This window comes from Bacillus sp. m3-13, assembly GCF_000175075.1.
GTDB classification, from domain to species: Bacteria; Bacillota; Bacilli; order Bacillales; family Bacillaceae_I; genus Sutcliffiella_A; species Sutcliffiella_A horikoshii_C.
The window spans coordinates 1-20725 of the sequence record NZ_ACPC01000047.1; the positions used below are offsets into that span (position 1 = coordinate 1).

Genomic DNA, 20725 nt, shown 5'->3' on the forward strand with positions numbered 1-20725 from the left:
GCCACTGAAAAAACCTAGTAACCAATCTTTTGAATAATTTATAGCTGTTGATTGGAGCAATAGGCGAAGACTCCTACGGGGGAGTAGCGACAATGTTGAGACCCCGCAGGGCGTAGCCTGAGGAGGCTCAAGGTCGCCCCGTGGAAAGCGAAGCCGTTTGCGGAAATTAACAGCGGTGTCTTAAAATAATCTAACATCAAAGACTTTTTCAGTGGCCAACTTCGTTGCGGGGTCTCAACCTACCGTTACTCCCCCGCTGGAGTCGAACACCTTGCACTTCAATCTACAGGAGATACTACTTTATTCTAAAATTATATAGGAGGTTTTTTGGATGAACCACCCGAAACTCTCTGGGCTTGTGGATGAATGGTTGCCGAATGCGACGATTGAGGAGCTGCAAGCGGCGATGGAAAATGGCGAAGTTACTTCAAAAGAGCTAGTTCTCATGTATCTTCACCGCATTAGTAAATATGATAAAAACGGGCCAAAGTTGAACTCAGTTCTTGAGGTTAATCCTGATGCGGTGTTTATTGCGGAAGCCCTTGATTTGGAAAGAGACCAGTCCGGTGCACGCGGGCCTCTTCATGGCATTCCAGTTCTTTTAAAAGATAATATTGATACAGGCGATATGATGCATACAAGCGCAGGTTCTCTTGCTTTGGAACATCACGTGGCAGCGGAAGATTCCGCTGTGGCAAGTCAACTGAGAAAAGCTGGTACGGTCATACTTGGCAAAACCAATATGACAGAATGGGCTAACTTCATGACGGAAAAGATGCCAAATGGTTACAGCTCCAGAGGTGGACAAGTCCTTAATCCTTATGGTCCCGGCCAATTTGATGTTGGTGGCTCAAGCAGTGGATCAGGAGCTGCGGTTGCAGCAGGCCTCGCAGCTGCAGCCATCGGTACAGAGACTTCCGGTTCCATTTTAAGTCCGGCAAGTTCCAATTCCATTGTCGGGATAAAGCCAACTGTAGGACTGATTAGTCGCAGGGGCATCATCCCAATCTCCTTCAGTCAAGATACAGCCGGACCTATGACAAAATCAGTCACAGATGCCGCTGTCCTTCTGAGCGCATTGACCGAGACAGATGAAAAAGACATTGCCACCAAAACAAATCCAACCCCAGGCATATCCTACACTTCCTTCCTATTAAAAGAAGGACTTAACGGAATGCGGATTGGAGTGGCTCGTGACCCTTATTTTACTTATTTTTCAGACGAGGAAGCACTTCTGATGGAAGAAGCAATTGCCAGTCTCAGAGAACAAGGCGCTGAAGTAATCGGATCCATCGATATTCCATTTGCAAAAGAAGAATGGGATTACCTTACGCTGTTTTATGAATTTAAACCAAGTCTGAACGCCTACTTACGTAATACAGGTTCCTCTGTACCGATTAAAAGCTTGCAAGACTTAATTGCTTTTAATAAAAAGGACTCTTCCAAAATGCTGAAGCATAACCAGACAGTCCTTGAGGAAAGTGACAAACACAGCGGAACATTAACAGAGGAAGAATACCTATCAAGTCGTGAAAAAGATCTTTATCGTTCCAGAGAAGGCGGCTTGGATGCTGTTATGGAAGAACACACCCTTGATGCAATTCTGACACCGAACAACTTTGGCGCGGGCATTCCTGCAAAGGCAGGTTATCCTTCTATCACCGTTCCCGCTGGCTATACGGAAAAAGGGAAACCAGTTGGGGTGACATTTACCGCCAGAGCATTTGAAGAAAGCACCCTTATCCAAATTGCCTATGGATATGAACAAGCAACAAGGCTTCGAAGAGCACCTACATTTCAAAAAACGGAGGTCAAATCATGACGACAGCAACCATAACTTCCTATCTATCAGAGCATCGGAAAAGGCATTTAGAAGAATTAGTAGACTTATTGTCTGTTCCAAGTGTGAGCGCCCTACCGGCACATAATGCAGACACGTTACGGGCTGCGGAATGGATGTCCGAGTCTTTGCGAAAGCTTGGCATGGAAAATGTGGCTTTACACCCGACAAAAGGTCACCCCATTGTATATGGTGATTGGCTCCACGCGGGTGAGGACAAGCCCACCGTTTTGATCTATGGACATTATGACGTTCAGCCCGTTGATCCCCTTCATTTATGGGATACCCCACCTTTTGAACCGGCAATCCGTAACGAGCGCATTTATGCTCGCGGTGCCAGTGATGACAAAGGCCAGACGTTTATGCATATAAAAGCGTTAGAGGCGGTTCTTGCGACGACTGGGACATTACCTTTTAACTTTAAGTTCTGTATTGAGGGTGAGGAAGAAGTCGGCAGTCCCAATTTGCCAACATTTATTGAGCAAAATAAAGAAATGCTTGCTGCTGATGTGGTGGTTGTATCCGACACATCCATGATTGAAGAAGACAAGCCGACCATATGCTATGGTTTGCGTGGAATGTGTGGATTCCAGCTCGATATCAAAGGCCCAAAACGTGACCTTCACTCCGGGCTTTACGGCGGTGCTGTGGCAAACCCGATTCATGCAGTGGTGGAATTGCTCGCTTCCTTCCACGACGGTGATGGTGTGGTGACTGTGGATGGGTTTTATGACAAGGTGGTCCCTTTGACAGTGGAAGAGAAAGCCGCTTTTGAAGCAATTGGCTTTGATGAAGCTGTGGTCAAAGAGGAAGTTGGAGTTCAAGAGTTTTATGGAGAAAAAGGATACAGCTTTTATGAGCGCACATGGGTCCGCCCGACACTTGAAATAAACGGTGTGTACGGCGGATTCCAGGGAGATGGAATCAAAACGGTTCTTCCTTCTGAAGCACATGCCAAAATCACTTGCCGCCTTGTACCAGATCAGGATCCAGATGAAATACTGGCCCTATTACAGGAGCATGTTACGATGCATAAGCCTGCTGGCGTAGAAGTTACTGTTTCCCTTTTTGACAAAGGAGCACCGTTTGTGACTCCATTCAATCACCCTGCCATCCAAGCAGCAAGTCGGGCTTTTGAAAAGGTATGGGAAGTTCCGACCACCTTTACACGTGGAGGCGGCTCCTTGCCGATCGTTTCAACATTGGATGAAGTCCTGCAAGCACCGATCGTATTGATGGGCTTTGGATTGCCTTCTGACAATGTGCATGCACCAAATGAAAATTTCAAGCTGAAGAATTTTGATAAAGGTCTGCTGACACTATGTGCGTATTGGGAGGAGTTGGCAGCAGCGTTGGATGTGGAGTGACGGTAAGATGGTGAATCCCTTCGAATGATGTCGTCTAACACCTTTGGTTTTTAGTTGTTGAAAATTAAATTTGTAGAGCGTGTTTTGCTAATTGTCCGAAGTTTTTCCGAATTTGACCAAAGATTTTACAAAGTTGACCGAAGATTTCGCGAAATTGTCCGAAGTTTTTGTAAAGTTGACCGAACGAAATTTTAAATGTCCGAACAGCTCTCCTTTCTTGTCCGAAGGGAGAGCTTTCTTGACCGAACCTATTAAAAAACAAGCAGCTTAAAATGTCCGAAGCACAAGCTAAAGTGTCCGAACCATTTTAAACCGCATCATAAACCATCTATTTTCCTTTAAAAACTAGCATATATAAGAGCGGAAAGCGTTCCTCACCTGACACCCTACTCTCATAAAGACCGCTTCTACTTCCGCATCCCCCCTCGCATCCACCTTCCACCTATCTACCACATGCTCGCCTTCCACCACCACATACTCTTCAAACATATTGGCCACTGTACACGCATGATTGGGTATGATGCGCACTTTATCATTCAAGCGCAAATCGCAGCTACCTTCAAAGACCGCCACCCCATGCTCCTCGGACAGCCTCTCTATTGTCAATTCAGGATGATCCACCACAAATCCATACCCTTTCACCGAGTCCAGCCCATGTGCACCTTTATCCAAACACAATGTTTTACTTCCTGTATCGAGAACAATTCTCCCCTCATACACACCCACGACAGATGCCAAAACCGTTAACGCACAGTCTGCCCTGTCTGCAACACCAAGCCCTACTTGAATACTGTCAAAGAAAACCGCGTTTCCGGGACGTACTTCTGTAATTCCATCCACTAGTCCTGAAATCCGATAAGTCGGGGTAGAGCCAACACTTCTTACCAAAATCGGGATGCCCGCCTTTTCACATGCCTCCGCACTTTTAACCACCGCGTCTGCTTCAGCTAAAGCAATGCGTTCAAGCTCCTCTTTCCCATTTGCACCATAGGAGTGACCTGCATGGGTAAAGATTCCGCCAATTCGTAACCGGGATAATAGTATGATGGCTTTTGCAAGTTCAACAGCTCTCTCGCCAGGCTCCACTCCGCACCTGTTCAGGCCAGAGTTTACTTTAATCCAAACTTCTAACGAGTGGCTTGTTTTTTCCAAAGCTTTTTGAAGCAGCTTCACTTGTTCCAGACTATCCACGGTTATTTTTAAATCCACCTCTTGATCCAAAAGAGCAATGATTCGTTCTATTTTTGCTGGGCTTGAAACCGGATATGCCACTAAAATATCCTTTATTCCTGAGGCTGCCATCACTTCTGCCTCTTCCAGCTTTGCGGTGGTAATGCCAATTGCTCCATGCTCTAACTGAAGTTTGGCAATCTCGACAGATTTATGTGTTTTGATATGCGGACGCAAATTCACCTTATTTTCTTTCGCAAAATCGCTCATCTTACGTATATTCTTCAGTAAGATTTGTCCATCCAAAATTAATGTGGGTGTATCAAATTCCATCCATTCCTGTTTCATTTTTTCTCCCTCCAGTCCATCTTTTCCTCACTATACCACGCCAACCTAGCCGTTCAAAATTTGATGAAGCCCGGTAGTAAATCAGACAATCCCATATGCATACATTGAAAGAAGTAATCTGGGCAAAGGGTGAGCAGCATGGGAATAATCAACGGAAAACAATATCTAACCCGAATCGACTCGCTTCATGCAAATGTTTGGTATAACGGACAGCAGGTCAAAGGGAATATCTCGGAGCACCCGGCTTTTTCAGGAGTGATGAGAAGTCAAGCCTCACTATTTGATATGCAACACGACAAAAAGTACAAAGATATTATGACTTTCACATCCGACACAACTGGGAATCTGGTCGGAACCTCCTATCTACGACCGACAACTAAAGAAGATTTGGAGAAAAGAAGAAAGATGTTTCAGGTTTGGGCAAAGTCAACATTTGGAATGATGGGGCGTTCCCCTGATTATAAAAACTCTACATTGATGGCACTTGCCTCCTCGGCAGATCTATTGGAAGAACAAGGTCCGCAATTCCCGCAGAATCTTAAAAATTTTTACGAGTATGCTAGGGAAAATGATCTCTCTTTTACTCATACATTCATTGCTCCACAAATAAATCGCTCTTCTTTACATTACGAGGACGATGAGAATATTGTGGCAGCAAGGATGGTTGATAAGACCTCAGAAGGGATTGTCATTAAAGGCGCGCGGTTATTGGCTACACAGGGTGGTATCACCGATGAGATCATCATCTCCTCTTCTGGACTTAAAATGTTTGAAGAGCCTTTCGCCTATGCCTTCAGTATCCCAAGTAACACTGAAGGATTGAAATTTATCTGCCGGGAATCCTTTTCTTATGACTCTTCCACTTTCAATCATCCTCTTGGATCAAGGTTTGAAGAAATGGACGCTATTGTAGTGCTTGATAACGTTTTAGTGCCATGGGAGAGGGTTTTTGTTGCGGAAAATATTGATGTCGCCAACAAACTGTATTCCATTAGTAACTTCAAACCGCTTGTCACCCACCAGGTGGTGTCAAGACAGGTAATGAAAGCCGAATTCATTTTAGGTATTGCACAACTTTTGGTCAACACTATCGCGATAGGTGAGTATGGGCATGTAAAAGAAAAAATCAGCGAAATCATCGTAGCAGTAGAAAATCATAAAGCCTTGCTTCTCGCATCAGAAATGAATGCGAAACCGGATAAGCACGGAACAATGGTACCAGATGTTACCCCTCTTTCTGTTGCTATTGTGCAGTTTCCTAAAGTGTATCCAAGATTCATCGAGATTCTGCAGCTGCTCGGCGCAAGTGGCCTTGTGTCTATCCCAACGGAGGCTGACCTCGAATCACCAATACGGGCGGATATTGACCAATACCTACAGTCAGCAACCACTGATGCTAAAACCCGCATCCAGCTGTTCCGCTTAGCATGGGATATCAGCATGAGCGCATTCGGATCCCGCCAAACGCTGTACGAACGCTTCTTCTTTGGCTGTCCGACGCGCTTGGCAATGGGACTATATCATGAATACGACAGGAAAGAATTAGTGGATGACGTTGCGAGGGAATTAGGATTTTTCGAATAATAGAAAGGTAGCCAAAAAATTACGGCTACCCTCTTTTCTTATTTTCAAACTATTCTATAATTTAAGTATAAGAAGATGAAAAGAGAAAGAGGGTAAGTTACCTTATGGCCGAGATTACCATTCCTTCACAAAAGAAATCCCGCAAAAAAAGAAAAGCCTGGATAGCCCTGGGGACTATTGCCGGTACGATTGGCACACTGGGCCTTTTCTTCACCTTTTTACCTGTTTCCAAGCAAGTGACCAAACCCTTTTTTGAAAATGGTGGACTCCCGCTAGTCATCGCGCATCAAGGCGGTGAGCACCTCGCGCCCTCCAATACCATGATAGCCTTTGAACAAGCAGTGGAAATGGGTGTCGACGTGTTGGAAACAGATATACATATTACAAAAGACGGACACCTTGTTGCCATCCATGACCCTACTGTTGATCGAACTACAAATGGGCAAGGTGAAGTAGCCGCGTTGACCTTAGAGGAAGTAAAACAATTAGATGCAGGCTATCATTTTGTTGATTTAGATGGCAATAACAGTTTCCGCGGAAAGGGCGTCACCATCCCTACTGTGGAGGAAATGTTTCAAGCCTTCCCTAACACCCGTATTGAAATTGAAATCAAAGACACCAATCCACCTGAAAAGTATGAAGAGATTGCAAGGAAGTTGTGAGAGCTGACCAAAGAGTATAACAGAGAAGATACTTTGCTTGTCGCATCATTCGACCAGGAAATTCTTGAGACATTCAATAGTTTCACAGATGGAAAGGTTGCACTTGTTAGCGGCAGACAAGAAATCACTAGGTTTGTCCTTTTTCATAAACTATTTGTCCGCAACCTCTACAAGCCTGAGGTGGACGCTTTTCAAGTCCCTTTACAAGAAAGTATTTTTGATTTGACGAATCTGAGGCTGATTCGGGATGCGCAGAGAAGCGGCGTACAGATGCACTACTGGACGATTGATGATAAGGAAACGATGCGTTACCTGCTTGAAAGAGGGGCAGATGGAATCCTGACGAACCGACCTGATCTCTTGCTTGAGGTTAGGGAGGAAATGGTCGATTAAGAATGCGGAGAGTTTGGTTATGATATAATAAACTATTAGTAATTACAGAAACGTGAGGCTATAGAAAATGAATGGACAAAAACGGTCAGACATCGCTGTCGGTCAATCAGTAAAAATTGTACTCAAACAAGACCAACGCACAGGCAAACTAACGAGCGGGATTGTTAAAGACATCCTAACCAAATCCCCCAACCACCCCCACGGCATCAAAGTCCGCCTCCAAGACGGACAAGTCGGCAGGGTCAAAGAAATCGAAAAAGCGTAACCCCTTTGACGGAGGTTACGCTTTTTCTTTATGCCCCTTCTCTCATCTCTTCAAGCACTGCTCGTTTTCTTCGTTTGCCTTCAATCCAGGCGAAGAGCATGGCGAGGAGCATGAAGCTGCTAGAGATTTGGAAGAGGGCTGCGGTTGGGACGAATTGTGCAAGGAGTCCAAAGATGATTCCGCTTAGTCCAATTCCCAGGTCAATAGAAGAGAAGAACATGCCGTTTGCCACTCCACGGCGGTTTTCAGGAGTCATGGATAAGGTCCATGATTGCAAGGTCGGTATCAAAGAACCGAAACCTACTCCGAACAACGCACCAGCTATCACGATAAACAAGTTGGAGTGCGCAAAGGAAAGCACCCACATGCCGACAAAGGACAAGAACATGCACATTAATACCAAGCCCCGTGGACCATGATTATCAAACCATTTTCCTGCAACTGGACGAGATAATGATGCCATAATCGCATTAACAAGATAAAAAAGAAAGATCTGGTCAATTCCACGTTCTTCACCAAATATCACGATAAACGTGACAATCGAACCGTAGCCAAATGTCGCAATCAATGTGATAAAGGCGGGATACCAGCTGCTTTTTTCCACAAGGGAGCCGATATAGGAAAACTTCAAATCCTCCTTCTTCGTCTTTTCCACGATAGCAGGCGTCTGGTAAGAAACCACACCTAACAGCACAAGCGCAATAACTCCAAGAACAGCACTTACCATGATCAAGTTAGAAAACTCTGTGACCTGATAAAGGTAGATCCCTAAGCTTGGAGCGATAATCATTCCGATTGTAATCGATAATCCGTAATACCCCATCCCTTCACCTAGTCGGGAACGTGGGATAACATCTACCGCTGCGGTTCCATTTACCGTTGTGGACCAGCCCCATGCAAGACCATGTACAAGTCGGAATAATAGGAATACCAGCACTACCTGGGACAATGGATAGATGATTGTCACAGCAAGCAATGCAACCGCGCCGATCAACACAAGCGGTTTACGCGCCCGGTACTCCAGCACAAAACCGATAAACGGCCTGCTCAACACAGCACCGATGGAAAATAAGGCGGTTACCAATCCAATCTCAAAACCCGTTGCTCCCAACGACTTAATATATGGAGGCAACGTGGGAATCAACATCTGAAAAGACATGAACACAAACAAGTTTCCTACCATCAACATGATGAACGATTTCGTCCATAACGCTTCTTTTTTCTGAATCGGTACCATTCTTACACTCTCCCACTATAAAAAGACGCCCTTAAGTCCAAATAAATAAGAAAATGAATCTCCACGTACGAAGATTCATTTTCCTAAAAGGCTGCGTCTGCTACATATATTTCGTCTATCTAAATATTAACACAGACGACATATAAAAGAAATGTAAAGAACTTCCTGCCCCCTGAATTTAGAAGCTGTCTACTTCATAAATTTCCTTAGCACTTTTATGCTCTTATCAGAATACGGCGGGTAAAGAAAACTCAGATTGAACTTGGTGTTCTTTTTCATCACACTTTTCTTATGGGAAAAAGTATCAAAGCTGTCTTTCCCATGATACGAACCGATGCCCGATGTCCCTACTCCACCAAATGGTAAGTATGGATTGGTCAAATGTGTGACCGTATCATTCACACACCCTCCACCGAAAGAAGTGCTTCCAATAACCTTTTCCGCCACCTCATTGTCTTCGGTAAACACATATAATGCGAGCGGCTTTGGATAGTTATTAACCTGTATTACGGCATCCTTTATGTCGTTATAAGCAAGAACAGGTAAAATCGGACCAAATATCTCTTCCTGCATCACGTCATCTTCCCACGTTACACCATCCATCACCGTTGGCTCCATATAAAGCTTATCCCGATCATTGCGTCCTCCAACGACCACTTTTTCCTTATCCAATAATGATACAAGGCGGTCAAATTGGCGCTCATTCACCACACGGCCGTAATCCTTACTTTCTTGTGGGTTGTCTCCGTAAAAATCATGTACCGTTTTTTTCAATGCTTTTACCAGTTTCTCTCGAACATCTTCATGTACAAGAACATAATCAGGCGCCACGCATGTTTGTCCTGCATTCATGAATTTCCCCCAAGCAATACGTTGCGCCGCCACCTCTATATTGGCATCCTTATGAACGATACAAGGGCTCTTGCCTCCAAGCTCGAGTGTGACCGGAACAAGGCGCTTGGCAGCAGCCTGCATCACGATTTTGCCAACCTCTACGCTTCCCGTAAAAAAGATATAATCAAATGGCGCATGGATAAGGGCGGATGTCTCCTCTTTCGCCCCCTCCACGATACTGATGTACTCTTCGTTGAAAAATTCTCGTATCATTTTTGTAAGCACTCCAGATACATTCGGCGTGAATTCCGAAGGCTTGATCACAGCGCAGTTCCCAGCAGAAATCGCCCCAATTAGAGGCTCTAATACTAACTGAGCAGGATAATTAAATGGTCCGACAATTAATACCGTCCCATAAGGCTGGGAATAGATCAGGCTTTTGGAGCCAGTATGAACAAGCGGTGTTTTCACCTTTTTCACCTTAGCCCAGCTCTTTAAATTTTTCATAAAAAATCCGATGCTATCAAGGATATACCCAACCTCAGAACCGTATGCTTCGAATATAGATTTTCCTAGGTCCTTTCTCAAAGCCTCCATCAATTCCGCTTCATATTTCTGAACTGCCTTCTTTAAGGTTGCCAGCTGCTCTAGGCGAAAGTCAATATCCTTTGTATCCCCTTTTTCAAAATAACTCCTATGATTCGCAAGTAATTTTTCAACCTTTTCGTTTATGTCAGTCGTTGAAATCGTCATACAAGATTCCTCCTGTTTTCGCATATTCAGATTATGTTATTTCTATTGTCTTACAAATAGAATGAATTAGACAAGTTTTTACCTGTTGTTATGTTTAAAAGTTTAAACATATAATAATAAACAGTCAAGTAAAATAGAAAAAGCACCCTAACTAGGTGCTTTCCACTTCAGTCCTCATCCTTAATATCAATATCTTCAGGAATCGGTTCGCTTCTTACTTCTTCAATCAACTCTTTATACTTTTCCATCTGTTTCATATGGGTAGTAAATTGTTCTTTGTTGATCATATAGTCGGTTCCATCATACAATGCTCGGATTTTCTTTTCTTGTATAAGGGTTTTCACATAGGACTCTGAACAGGATAAATATTCGGCGGTCTCTTTAACGGATAGGTACATGCTGACACTCCTTTTTTATTGTTGGGGTGATAATGGTAACGTGATGAGGAAAGTCGTCCCTTTTGACGATGTCTCATACACTTCGATACTTCCTTGGTGATTCTCGATAATGCGTTGAACGATTGTCAATCCAAGTCCGGTACCTGTTTCCTTAGATGTATGAAACGGATGGAAAAGGGAGCTTTTCACCTCATCTTGAATTCCTGTTCCATTGTCCTTAAAAAATATTTGATACTTTCCATTTAATTTTTGGGAGGATATCGTTATGATTCCATTATCTTTAATAGCCTCTCTGCTATTTCGATAAAGGTTGTAGATGACCTGTTTCATCTGCTTAAGGTCCACCATTACCTTCGTATCGTCAAGCATCACCTTAAGCTCAGGCACATTTTCATTCGTGTCTGGCAAAGTAGGAATCTGCTCAAAAATTGTCTTAAACGTCGTTTCATGTAGTCTTGGTGCGCCCGGTCTCGCCATGAGCAACATGTCTTCGATGATGGCGTTGATTCTGTCAAACTCTTTTATCAGTAAAGGCACCTGGTACCGTTCAAGCTCGTCTTTTGTAAAGGATTGTTTCATCAAAGAGAAAAAGCCATGCAACACCGCTAATGGATTCCGAATTTCGTGGGCAGCGCCTGCAGCAAGCTCTCCTAAAGCAGCTAGTTTTTCCGATTGATGCATCCTTTTCTCTAGCTCTTCTGTCTCTGTTATATCAATAAAATAAAAAATTCTGCCGATAATGTTTTGATCTTCGTCATGCAAAACGGACTGCGAAACAAGCAAGCGCAGGTCTTCCCCACCTCTTGAGTACCTCACCTTGACGTTCTGACAGATTCTTTTTGACAGCATGATTTCCCAGAAGGAAGAGTTGAAAGCTGGCGGCACTTTCATCATGATGACATCTGTTATTTCTTGTCCGGTCAGGTTCAATAAGCAGGATGCAGCGGTGTTCAATGAAAAATTGGACTGCTTATCATCCGCTGTAATAATTCCAACAGGCAAGGAATTGAGAATCTGTTGCCGATAAGAACGGTCCTTGTTTATTTCTTCATTGAGATAAAAGTATTCCTTGAAGCCTTTAGACACCAATAGAATAATCACAGTAAAAATAATCAGCCCAAGCACGGCATCCGATTCAAACAACAAAGCTAATAAAAGTGCCGAAGCTAGTGTAATAGCATAATTCGAAACAGATTTCTGCAGTGTGCTTTTCATTTCCTGAATTAACTGCGGATGATTCATAGAGTAAAAGAAAACGCCGATAATTAGTATATTAATAAAGAAATAACTGATCAATGTGGTCAAATAAGACAGTAGATTTGAAGCTTGTAAATATCCTATCGTCCCACCCGTCCAAAGAAAGATATAATGCGCTCCTGTAATCATAAGAGCATACATGGAAAAATTCACTAGGTGCTTCCACCAAGCTATTTCCCTCTTTAATAGACTATATACTACTCCACTAGCAAGTAAAGCCCATAAGGAAAGGTTCAATCCGAATACGAACAAAGTCGCTAGAAAAATGGCAGAGTCCATACTGAGAGAATTTCCTTTTGGAGGAAGAGGAACGGTATTGATCGTTAAAAGCACTATTGAAACTACCAGTAAAGCGAATAAAGTAGGTTTCGTTGTTAAAAAGGAAAAAGGAGATTGCAGATGAACGAAAAAGAGGCCGGACCCTAATAGGAATACGACAAGTAAGTTTAGTATGAATTTATGTTTATGGTAGTAAGTTTTCACCGAAATCACTCTCGAATCTCTGAGCTGTCTAGTAATCAGCTTTCATTGTATGCCATATCAATGGGCAAAGCAATATATGGCGAATATTAACACTATTCTTTCACACATTTGCTCCATCCGACATGAAAACGGTTTATTTTACAAAAAGTTTATTTTTTTCAGAATAATCTGTTGTTTTTCTGCTTAAACGTGTTAAAATGTTTGAAATTGTAATATTCACACAACAGGAGGAGAGCAGCATGATCACATTTTTTGGCGCACTTATTTTTCTAGTTCTAGGTTATGTTTTTTATTCTAAATTCGTTGAACGGGTTTTCGTTATCAATGATCAGACTCCTACTCCCGCCTATACAAAAAGGGATGATTTCGACTTTGTACCTATGCCTTGGTGGAAGGGGAATTTAATTCAACTATTAAATATCGCAGGATTGGGACCTATCTACGGTGCTATCCTTGGGGCATTATATGGACCTGTGGCTTTCATTTGGATTGTAGTAGGAAGTATTTTTGCCGGAGCAGTCCATGATTACTTTTCTGGCATGTTATCCCTGCGTCATAACGGGGCACAATATCCGACCATTGTTGGAAAATATCTTGGCAATGTCGTAAAGTCATGCATTTATGTTGTATCGCTAGTATTAATGGTCCTTGTGGCAGCGGCTTTTACTGCAGGACCTGCTCAACTGATCGCCCAATTAACTCCACTTAGTTTCATGATGGCCTTATTATTAATTTTCGGGTATTTTTTATTGGCTACTCTATTACCGGTCAATCGAGTAATCGGTAAAATATATCCATTACTTGGCGCAATCCTACTTTTCATGGCAGTTGCCATTGCTGTTGCACTTTTATTTACGGATAAACAAATTCCGAACCTGACATTTGCAAACTTACACCCCCAGGAACTGCCAATCTGGCCGCTATTAATGGTTACCATCTCTTGCGGCGCCATCTCTGGATTTCATTGTACACAAAGTCCAATCGTTGCTTGTACGATGAAAAAAGAATCACATGGTCGCAAAATTTTCTACGGTGCCATGATTACAGAAGGAATGATCGCACTTGTTTGGGCGGCAGCCGGGATGACATTCTTCAATGGTACAGGCGGCTTGCAAGAAGCACTTGCCCTTGGCGGACCATCTTATGTTGTGAATGAAATCTCTATTTCTTTATTGGGTACACTAGGTGGAATCCTTGCCATCCTTGGTGTTATCATCCTACCAATCACAACAGGTGATACAGCATTGCGCTCATCAAGGATGATTTTAACGGAAGTATTTTCGAAGTTTTTCAATATGGAAGGGAAGGTTAAAGTGCTACTAGTAACCTTGTTGCTGGCTGCACCAGCCCTTTACCTTGCTACCATCGACTATACATTCCTTTGGAGATATGTTGGATGGACAAACCAGGTTGTTGCCACGGTAATGCTTTGGACAGCGGCTATGTATCTTCTAAAAGAAAATAAATTCCACTGGATTGCAAGCGTTCCGGCATTATTCATGTCAGGAGTTGTCTGCACGTATATCTTCTACGCACCAGAAGGCTTTGGACTGGATTATAACACCTCGTTACTAATAGGTTCGGTCTTAACCTTTGCGGTACTTGGATGGTTTGTCAGTCAAGTGTGGAAACATCGTAACATTAAGTCTGGTAATGCAGAAAAGCGTGTAGCATAATATGGAAACAGGCAGCCTTGGTGGGCCGCCTGTTTTTTATTTTCTACTCTACTCCTACCGAACTTTTCTCCCGGTTTACGATCAAGTCGAAGTATTGAAGCTTCTTATTTTCTAAATCATACCATGTGTCCGAGTCTTTCCAAGTCATTTGGAGGTACAGTTCGGCTTTCGCCTTTTCACGGGGGTCACCAGAATTAACCCCATCCAATGCAACCACACTTTCAAAAATCTTTACCATCAGGCTAGCAATCTTTTTGGAATAGACGGTCTGGATCTCTGGCGCACAACTGCTCGTAAACTGACATAACTCCTGAAGCTTCACTAGCGCATCCTCTACAGGTTCCTTCATAGAACTGTCGATTTGAAGTAACGCCACTCGCTCTCTCATGGACTCTATAAAAACATGTTCTACTTTAAAACGGCCCATCAGCCTGAGCACTTCCATCCCAAGAATATTCGCGGTCCCTTCCCAGACGGTTAATACCTGCGCATCCCGGAGCAATCTTGGCGTCACAAAGTCCTCAATGAAACCATTTCCTCCATGCATTTCAATTGCTTCATGGGAAAAATGAACAGCCTGTTCTGCCGTTTCTTTTTTCAACAACGCGATAAGCAACCGATTCAATGCAATCTCTTCTTCAGATACTTTGACCCCATCATTTCGCATAACCCGATCAAACAGTGCGACAAGCTCAAAACTAGCACTCAATTCCACCTCTAGTTTTACAGCCATGTCGACCAAAGATTCGCGGATCATAGGAAAATTAATCAGTCTATCTCCAAAAGTCACCCGGTTCTTCGCATAATTTCGCGCTTCGGTGTATGCCCTCCGCATGATCCCCAGGGACGCGATCGCATTACAGACTCGTGACAAGTTCAATGCCTCCATCATATAATGGATGCCCTTACTCGGCTCCCCTACAAGATACCCTTCTGCATCGTTGAAGAGTACCTCAGCTGAAGGGACGGCCCTGACACCGAGTTTATCCTTCAACCGTCGAATTTCGATTCCGTTCAGCTTGCCGCTTCCATCTTCTTTTTTCCAAGGAACTGCAAAAAGACTGAGTCCTTTCGTTCCTTTAGGTGCACCCGGTATCCTTGCCAACACCATCGCAACACCGCACTGCCCGGCATTAGACGCAAAATACTTTTCACCGGTCAAAAGATAGGTATGCTTACTGGGATGTGGCACTGCTTGTGTCTCATTCGCACCGACATCGGACCCGCCTTGCCTTTCCGTCAAGAATGTCGCTCCCTCGAAAAGTTCCACCTCACCAGTCGATATGACATGCGGCAGGAATTTATTCTTAACATGCTGATCCGCATAATGGTCGAGAAGGTAAGCAGTAGCCATGGTTAGCGTTACCGGACAGTAAAACCCGGGCTCTGTCTGGGAAAGCAAGTAGCCTTGTGCATATGAATACAGGTAGTTGCCTTGACGGCCAAGCGCTGGAATCTCCTTGTGCACATATCCGACAATTCCTCTATTATAGGTTTCCTCCACCGTTTTTTTATAGCCTTCATTTACCCAAACTTCTGAAACGTCCTCGCCCATCTTATTATATTTGATAAGCCTCGGCTGCCCTTCCCGATCGGTATGCACCGCACGCTCCTCTATTTCATTTGCACAACTTTCTCCTAAATCCGCGAGCTCTTTCTCAGCCCATTCGTACAATTGCGGATCCAAGTGTTGCTTGAGAATCTGTTGCAAATGCTCATCCTCAGTGAAAAAATTACGTTTACTAGTCATTTGCTTCTCCTCCTAACCTTTTTTGAAAATCTGTGAGAAGTTCATTCATTTCATCCTTCAGTTCAGTGAGCTCCCTTATCCTCTCATCGACTTCCATTACTTTCTTTTTCCCGTATTCAATGGTTTTTTGAAGTTGTTTTGTTCCAGACCGGTCTTTATCAAACAAGGTAACCATCTCTTTAATTTCATCAAGCTGAAATCCATACCGCTTGCCCCTTGTAATCAGCTTCAATCGAGCATACTCCCTTTTAGAAAAGACCCGCTGGTTTCCATCAGAACGAGAAGGTTCCAGGAGGCCCAGCTCCTCGTAATAGCGGACAGTTCTGGTAGATATGTCGAATTCTTTGGCTAGTTGCGAAATCGTGTACATAGAGAACTCATCCTTTTTTTCTGAAAATATAGATAGTTATAGTTTACCATTGACGTTAACGTAAAGTTCAATGGCGAAAGTTAAATTTTTTTATAATAAAGACTTGTGTAACAGGCTTTTCATACTTCTGAGGTCGGTCGTGATTCATTATAAAAACCTCTTGCTCGGGATTTTCCCCCTGTTGATGTCTTTATACGTGCTATAAAGACCTCTCACCCAGAATTTCTTCGCAAAAGAAGTCTTTAGGACCTCTATAAGGGCAAAAAAAAATAGACCTACCTCTTAAAAAGGTAAGTCCACTCAAACTCAATCCGTTTCCCGTCTATTCTTCCCGCGCACGCGTACAAATCGGTATGCAAGAAATGCGATATACAATGGAATTGCTATATAAATCAGGTAAGGATATTGTGCATATGTCCCTTTATATACGATAAATAAAGACGCTCCTAAAAACAAGGTGACAATCGTTCCGTATTTCGGTAGCGGGACATCCTTGAAGCTTGGAATCTTTATTTTGCTAACCATCAGAAAACAAAACGCTGTGAAAATGACGGTTGTCACAATTTGCGGGATTAAATCACCAAATAGCGTCAACAATGCCAGGATTCCACCTGCTGCTGTGATAGGAACTCCAGTGAAATATTTTCCGGAAGACTTGGTTGTACTAATGTTGAAACGGGCCAATCTGTAAGCACCAAACAGTGGAAATAATCCTGCAATGGCCATGCCCAGTATGCCAAACTGAAAAAAGTAGGTGTAATAGATTAAAAAGGAAGGTGCCACTCCGAATGTAACGACGTCAGCCAAGGAATCAAGTTCTTTTCCTAGCTCACCATCTGCATTCAACATTCTCGCCAGGCGACCGTCCATACTGTCGAGCATCATTCCGATCAGGATTAAAATTGCTGCGTTACTATATTGTCCACTTGCGGCAAAGCCAATCGATAAAAAACCGCAGAATAAATTCCCCAGTGTGAACATGTTAGGGATACTTTTAATAAGACGCGTCCGCATTTGCATAAATAATCATCACTCCGTCAATTGATAAGTCCTTAGTCATATGTAAAGGGTCATACCCTTATAGAAAATAAAAAAACCTAAACAAAGGAACATGCTTAGGCTCACCTTTCTTTAATTATACCATTCTGAATGATGACGAGTAAAAATTATTTTGTGGAGGTGTTCGCTTGTTGCTGGTGGATGACTATTCCATTTGTTAAAATTTCCTCCCTTAAATCGGACGGAGCTTCTTCTAGATGTATCATATCTAGGCTCAACAAAGTATCTAGCTCGTCTTCCAGAAAAAATGTAAAAGCGGTCCATTCTTTATTTGTCATATTAGGTATGGAGAAAGCAAGATCAATATCCGAACGTTCCGTATAATCACCAACAGCTCTTGAACCGAACAGGATAATTTTTTCTATCTTTGGTTCATCTAAACCAATTTGCACCAGTTGGTCCCTTACTTTTTTAGGTAGCAATCAAATCATCTCTTTTCCATATTTACCTTGTAATTCAATAAAGGTAGATTTCATTTCAGGAAAATAACCCTCAATATTCTCATATATGTTCTGTGCCATCTTTTCATTATAAATATGTGAAGTTTCATTTCTATCTTTAAGCATTTGCAACCAAGCTTCCTCATTTTTCAACCAACCTACAGCATAAGCCTGTTTTAATGTTTCCCTGGGTGTCTTAGTTACAAGCCCCTCAGCTTCTAATAATCTTCTTAATGTTTTCCAATAAAGTTCGATAGTAAATTCAAACCTCTGTATCGTACCATCTATATACAAGCTATTATCTCTTCCTACTTTTAGCGCTTCTTCTAATCGACTCAGTGCTTTTTCGAGATTATTAAGCCCCTGTACTATTTTTCTTTCGGACATATGATTTCTCCTCCCGAGAAGAACTTTATATTATTCATTATAATCCAAACAGTTCAATATTAAAAATTCATAAGCACTACTTTTCATTTGAACTCCAAAGCAATATATGTTTTAATAAATCGTAACGATTACTATTTTCAACAAAAGGAGAGAATTCTACTATGGCTAAAAAATCAAAAGTAGCAAAAGAAAGAAAGCGTCAGCAGCTAGTTGAGCAGTATGCAGAGATCCGCAGAGAACTGAAAGCAAAAGGTGATATCGAAGGTCTTCGTAAATTGCCACGTGACTCTTCCCCTACCCGCTTGAAGAATCGTTGTGAGGTAACTGGCAGACCGCGAGGCTATATCCGCAAATTCAAAATGTCTCGTATTGCATTCCGTGAGTTTGCTCATAAAGGACAGGTTCCTGGTGTAAAGAAGGCTAGTTGGTAAAATAGCATCTTCCCAAGATTAATTTGCATATACTATTAGAAACTCTTTACAGGTGATGAGGTGCTTTAGATGAAGGAAAGCTTATATAGATACCTTGTAAAATGCAGTGTGGCGGAGCTTCCTCCTGAAAAGCAGCTCTTCTACCATTTTATCCAGGACGTGGAATATTCCTATGAAGAGCAGGCCGAAACTCCTGACCAATATTTTGATTTACTGGTGAAAAGCCACCCATATGTGCAGGCAGCAGAGCATTTTAACCTACCTGTTGAAGTTGCTAGAGATCTTATGTTGGAAATTGAGCAGGAACTCAAAAAGGCTGCAGAAAACAGGATGCAAAAGGTATTCTTTGTAGACTATACAGAACAAGTTTCAGTATATGAGCACTCTAATAAGCAATTTTTCTTTATTGGAATTTAACCAAAAGCTCTTCCACAATGGAGATGTGGAAGAGCTTTTTTCAATTGCTTAAACTAACCAGTTGCATTCCTATGCAGAAAATGGCACCCTTAATAGGTCAGGAAATTTTTCGGAAACGTGTAGGTGATAAACATGATCGAAGTAAAAAGCTCACAAATAAGTGATGGAGAATTCAATAGAGGCGTATTTGCAACAGAGGATATTAAAGCAGGAACACTATTTCATTCTGCACCGGTAATATCCTATCCAAATGAACAGCACGAACATATCGAAAAGACGTTGTTAGCGGACTATGCGTTTGAATATGGCATTAATCATTCTGCCATCTTGCTTGGCTATGGCATGCTTTTCAATCATTCATATGAACCAAATGCAAGATATGAAATCAACTTTGATGAACATGTCTTTGACTTTTTTGCCTATAAGGACATTAAAGCCGGTGAAGAGATTCTCATCAACTATAATGGCGATGTTGATGAAATGGATCCGCTTTGGTTTAATATGGACGAAAACGAGGAAAAAGAATAATAAAATGGTGTCCTGAAACTTAGGACACCATTTTTTTTGATTTGGTATTCTTAACCTCGCTTTAATTCTATTCTACAGCCTTCTTCATTGGAACGACGGGCTGCATCGTTTATTAAGGTGAGCAAATATGCGTCGTGATTACTAATGTCAGGTTCCTTGCCTGATAGAATTTCTGTGACCCATTGCATCATAGCAGATGGAGCGGTCTCAGGCAGTTCGTCTGCAGCCGGTGTATGCCAGCCATCATTCAGCTTTACACTTTTGAGACGAATGGTACCGTCTTCAATCATTAAGGTCCCCTCTGTTCCATAGACCTCTAATTGGAAGGGGCTACCCGAAGAAACAAATCCTGTCTCTAAGATTCCAAGTGCCCCAGATTCATATTCCACAATGGCGACAGCATTATCATCTACCTCATAATCAAACGTTCGGATAAACCGTGCGGTTACCGCTTTAGCTTGTCCACCTAGTCGGTTTGTTAGATAAATAGGATGGGCTCCAAGGTCGATGAATGCACCCCCACCGCAAAGTTCCTTATCGTAAAAGTGTTGTGGTAACCAACCATTAGGGTCCTGCTCTGTCGGAACGGATCCATTGTGTGCAACACGGCAGCGGATGGTAGTAAGCTTCCCCAATAATCCTTTGTCCACAACTTGTTGTGTGTATAAATAATAGTCCGCTGTTAAACGAGGTAGCGAAACCATCAGTTTAACCCCTTGTCTCTCTACCACTTGGAGAATGGCCGCTGCATCTGCTTCCGTTTCCGCAAGCACCTTTTCCGTGAAAACATGCTTGCCGTGCTTCGCAGCTTTGGTGATGATTTCTGTATGCATGTTTGTTGGAGAAGCGACAATGACCGCATCAATTTCTGAATTTCTAATTATGTTGTCTAATCCTTCTTCAAAAATGAGACCGAGCTCCTCTGCCAACGCTTGTCCTCTTTCCTTTTGCTCATCCCATACATGTGTAAGGACTATGTGTTCATTCTTTATCGCTTCTTCTGCATACTCTTGTGCATGCACATGCCATTTGCTAAGTAGTGCAGTTCTAATCATGAGTGATGCCTCCTTTTATTA

At 42.6% G+C, this 20725-nt stretch carries 19 protein-coding genes and 1 pseudogene; 9 read left to right on the plus strand and 11 right to left on the minus strand.

Annotated features, from left to right (window positions below):
- The first annotated feature begins 331 nt into the window (after positions 1 to 331).
- Together M313_RS0119230 and M313_RS0119235 are read left to right on the plus strand one after the other, a co-directional pair.
- Entirely contained in the window at positions 332 to 1822 is a 1491-nt protein-coding gene (locus M313_RS0119230; protein ID WP_010199106.1) for an amidase family protein, read from the plus strand.
- Positions 1819 to 3207 (plus strand): dipeptidase, encoded by a 1389-nt coding sequence (locus M313_RS0119235; protein WP_010199116.1) that lies wholly within the window; start codon positions 1819 to 1821, stop codon positions 3205 to 3207. The genes M313_RS0119230 and M313_RS0119235 overlap by 4 nt, the downstream gene beginning before the upstream one ends.
- Before the next feature lie 345 nt (positions 3208 to 3552).
- On the opposite strand, the gene M313_RS0119240 is transcribed toward M313_RS0119235, so the two are convergent.
- Entirely contained in the window at positions 3553 to 4725 is a 1173-nt protein-coding gene (locus M313_RS0119240) for a D-TA family PLP-dependent enzyme (protein ID WP_010199118.1), read from the minus strand.
- A gap of 138 nt (positions 4726 to 4863) precedes the next feature.
- Between M313_RS0119240 and hpaB the strand changes: the two genes are divergently transcribed.
- From hpaB to M313_RS0119255, 3 genes and pseudogenes are all read left to right on the plus strand, one after another.
- On the plus strand, positions 4864 to 6309 hold the full coding sequence (hpaB, locus tag M313_RS0119245) for a 4-hydroxyphenylacetate 3-monooxygenase, oxygenase component (protein WP_010199120.1): 1446 nt from the start codon (positions 4864 to 4866) through the stop codon (positions 6307 to 6309).
- Positions 6310 to 6413: 104 nt separating this feature from the next.
- Positions 6414 to 7364: pseudogene (locus M313_RS26870) on the plus strand (glycerophosphodiester phosphodiesterase family protein).
- A 67-nt stretch (positions 7365 to 7431) separates the two neighbouring features.
- Entirely contained in the window at positions 7432 to 7629 is a 198-nt protein-coding gene (locus M313_RS0119255; RefSeq protein WP_010199127.1) for a YwbE family protein, read from the plus strand.
- Between the two features lie 28 nt (positions 7630 to 7657).
- On the opposite strand, the gene M313_RS0119260 is transcribed toward M313_RS0119255, so the two are convergent.
- The 4 genes from M313_RS0119260 to M313_RS24140 form a co-directional block, all read right to left on the minus strand.
- Positions 7658 to 8866, minus strand: coding sequence for an MFS transporter (locus M313_RS0119260; RefSeq protein WP_010199128.1), 1209 nt, complete (start codon positions 8864 to 8866; stop codon positions 7658 to 7660).
- A gap of 189 nt (positions 8867 to 9055) precedes the next feature.
- Positions 9056 to 10432, minus strand: a complete 1377-nt coding sequence (locus M313_RS0119265) for an aldehyde dehydrogenase (RefSeq protein ID WP_029326601.1) — start codon at positions 10430 to 10432, stop codon at positions 9056 to 9058.
- Positions 10433 to 10620: 188 nt separating this feature from the next.
- The gene (locus M313_RS0119270) at positions 10621 to 10851 is read right to left on the minus strand and encodes an excisionase family DNA-binding protein (protein ID WP_010199132.1); all 231 of its coding nucleotides are present in this window, start codon (positions 10849 to 10851) and stop codon (positions 10621 to 10623) included.
- A 15-nt stretch (positions 10852 to 10866) separates the two neighbouring features.
- A complete protein-coding gene (locus M313_RS24140) occupies positions 10867 to 12591 on the minus strand; it encodes a two-component system sensor histidine kinase NtrB (protein ID WP_157182515.1) in 1725 nt (574 codons plus the stop codon).
- A 239-nt stretch (positions 12592 to 12830) separates the two neighbouring features.
- Here M313_RS24140 and M313_RS0119285 point away from each other — a divergent pair, with 239 nt between their 5' ends.
- Positions 12831 to 14267 carry a carbon starvation CstA family protein gene (locus M313_RS0119285; protein ID WP_010199138.1) on the plus strand — a complete coding sequence of 479 codons (1437 nt, stop codon included), beginning with the start codon at positions 12831 to 12833 and terminating at the stop codon, positions 14265 to 14267.
- A 43-nt stretch (positions 14268 to 14310) separates the two neighbouring features.
- Here the strand turns inward: M313_RS0119285 and M313_RS0119290 are convergent, their stop codons facing one another.
- The 5 genes from M313_RS0119290 to M313_RS0119310 all read right to left on the minus strand — a co-directional run bounded on the left by M313_RS0119290 (position 14311) and on the right by M313_RS0119310 (position 18273).
- Entirely contained in the window at positions 14311 to 16017 is a 1707-nt protein-coding gene (locus M313_RS0119290) for an acyl-CoA dehydrogenase family protein (RefSeq protein WP_010199140.1), read from the minus strand.
- The gene (locus M313_RS0119295) at positions 16010 to 16387 is read right to left on the minus strand and encodes a MerR family transcriptional regulator (protein WP_010199144.1); all 378 of its coding nucleotides are present in this window, start codon (positions 16385 to 16387) and stop codon (positions 16010 to 16012) included. Before M313_RS0119295 ends, M313_RS0119290 begins: the two co-directional genes overlap by 8 nt.
- Before the next feature lie 306 nt (positions 16388 to 16693).
- Positions 16694 to 17407 carry a CDP-diacylglycerol--serine O-phosphatidyltransferase gene (gene pssA / locus M313_RS0119300; RefSeq protein WP_010199147.1) on the minus strand — a complete coding sequence of 238 codons (714 nt, stop codon included), beginning with the start codon at positions 17405 to 17407 and terminating at the stop codon, positions 16694 to 16696.
- Positions 17408 to 17553: 146 nt separating this feature from the next.
- Entirely contained in the window at positions 17554 to 17868 is a 315-nt protein-coding gene (locus M313_RS0119305) for a nucleotidyltransferase family protein (protein ID WP_010199149.1), read from the minus strand.
- Complete coding sequence (locus tag M313_RS0119310) at positions 17869 to 18273, minus strand: nucleotidyltransferase substrate binding protein (RefSeq protein ID WP_010199151.1); 405 nt, start codon at positions 18271 to 18273, stop codon at positions 17869 to 17871.
- A 161-nt stretch (positions 18274 to 18434) separates the two neighbouring features.
- Between M313_RS0119310 and rpsN the strand changes: the two genes are divergently transcribed.
- The 3 genes from rpsN (at position 18435) to M313_RS0119325 (ending at position 19649) form a co-directional block, all read left to right on the plus strand.
- Positions 18435 to 18704 carry a 30S ribosomal protein S14 gene (gene rpsN, locus M313_RS0119315; protein ID WP_010199153.1) on the plus strand — a complete coding sequence of 90 codons (270 nt, stop codon included), beginning with the start codon at positions 18435 to 18437 and terminating at the stop codon, positions 18702 to 18704.
- 69 nt (positions 18705 to 18773) lie between these two features.
- Complete coding sequence (locus M313_RS0119320) at positions 18774 to 19121, plus strand: hypothetical protein (RefSeq protein ID WP_010199155.1); 348 nt, start codon at positions 18774 to 18776, stop codon at positions 19119 to 19121.
- Positions 19122 to 19253: 132 nt separating this feature from the next.
- On the plus strand, positions 19254 to 19649 hold the full coding sequence (locus M313_RS0119325) for an SET domain-containing protein (protein WP_010199157.1): 396 nt from the start codon (positions 19254 to 19256) through the stop codon (positions 19647 to 19649).
- A 50-nt stretch (positions 19650 to 19699) separates the two neighbouring features.
- On the opposite strand, the gene M313_RS0119330 is transcribed toward M313_RS0119325, so the two are convergent.
- Positions 19700 to 20704: a Gfo/Idh/MocA family protein gene (locus tag M313_RS0119330; protein ID WP_010199158.1), complete on the minus strand. Its 1005-nt coding sequence runs from the start codon at positions 20702 to 20704 to the stop codon at positions 19700 to 19702.
- Positions 20705 to 20725: the final 21 nt, after the last annotated feature.

What these genes read in the sequence shown, in the direction of transcription:
- M313_RS0119310 (WP_010199151.1), bottom strand. Translation starts at nt 18,273, where the DNA reads ATGTCCGAAAGAAAAATAGTACAGGGGCTTAATAATCTCGAAAAAGCA.
- M313_RS0119255 (WP_010199127.1), top strand. Translation starts at nt 7,432, where the DNA reads ATGAATGGACAAAAACGGTCAGACATCGCTGTCGGTCAATCAGTAAAA.
- M313_RS0119290 (WP_010199140.1), bottom strand. Translation starts at nt 16,017, where the DNA reads ATGACTAGTAAACGTAATTTTTTCACTGAGGATGAGCATTTGCAACAG.
- M313_RS0119240 (WP_010199118.1), bottom strand. Translation starts at nt 4,725, where the DNA reads ATGAAACAGGAATGGATGGAATTTGATACACCCACATTAATTTTGGAT.
- hpaB (WP_010199120.1), top strand. Translation starts at nt 4,864, where the DNA reads ATGGGAATAATCAACGGAAAACAATATCTAACCCGAATCGACTCGCTT.
- M313_RS0119230 (WP_010199106.1), top strand. Translation starts at nt 332, where the DNA reads ATGAACCACCCGAAACTCTCTGGGCTTGTGGATGAATGGTTGCCGAAT.
- M313_RS0119330 (WP_010199158.1), bottom strand. Translation starts at nt 20,704, where the DNA reads ATGATTAGAACTGCACTACTTAGCAAATGGCATGTGCATGCACAAGAG.
- M313_RS0119325 (WP_010199157.1), top strand. Translation starts at nt 19,254, where the DNA reads ATGATCGAAGTAAAAAGCTCACAAATAAGTGATGGAGAATTCAATAGA.
- M313_RS0119320 (WP_010199155.1), top strand. Translation starts at nt 18,774, where the DNA reads ATGAAGGAAAGCTTATATAGATACCTTGTAAAATGCAGTGTGGCGGAG.
- pssA (WP_010199147.1), bottom strand. Translation starts at nt 17,407, where the DNA reads ATGCAAATGCGGACGCGTCTTATTAAAAGTATCCCTAACATGTTCACA.
- M313_RS0119270 (WP_010199132.1), bottom strand. Translation starts at nt 10,851, where the DNA reads ATGTACCTATCCGTTAAAGAGACCGCCGAATATTTATCCTGTTCAGAG.
- M313_RS0119235 (WP_010199116.1), top strand. Translation starts at nt 1,819, where the DNA reads ATGACGACAGCAACCATAACTTCCTATCTATCAGAGCATCGGAAAAGG.
- M313_RS0119295 (WP_010199144.1), bottom strand. Translation starts at nt 16,387, where the DNA reads ATGTACACGATTTCGCAACTAGCCAAAGAATTCGACATATCTACCAGA.
- rpsN (WP_010199153.1), top strand. Translation starts at nt 18,435, where the DNA reads ATGGCTAAAAAATCAAAAGTAGCAAAAGAAAGAAAGCGTCAGCAGCTA.
- M313_RS0119260 (WP_010199128.1), bottom strand. Translation starts at nt 8,866, where the DNA reads ATGGTACCGATTCAGAAAAAAGAAGCGTTATGGACGAAATCGTTCATC.
- M313_RS0119285 (WP_010199138.1), top strand. Translation starts at nt 12,831, where the DNA reads ATGATCACATTTTTTGGCGCACTTATTTTTCTAGTTCTAGGTTATGTT.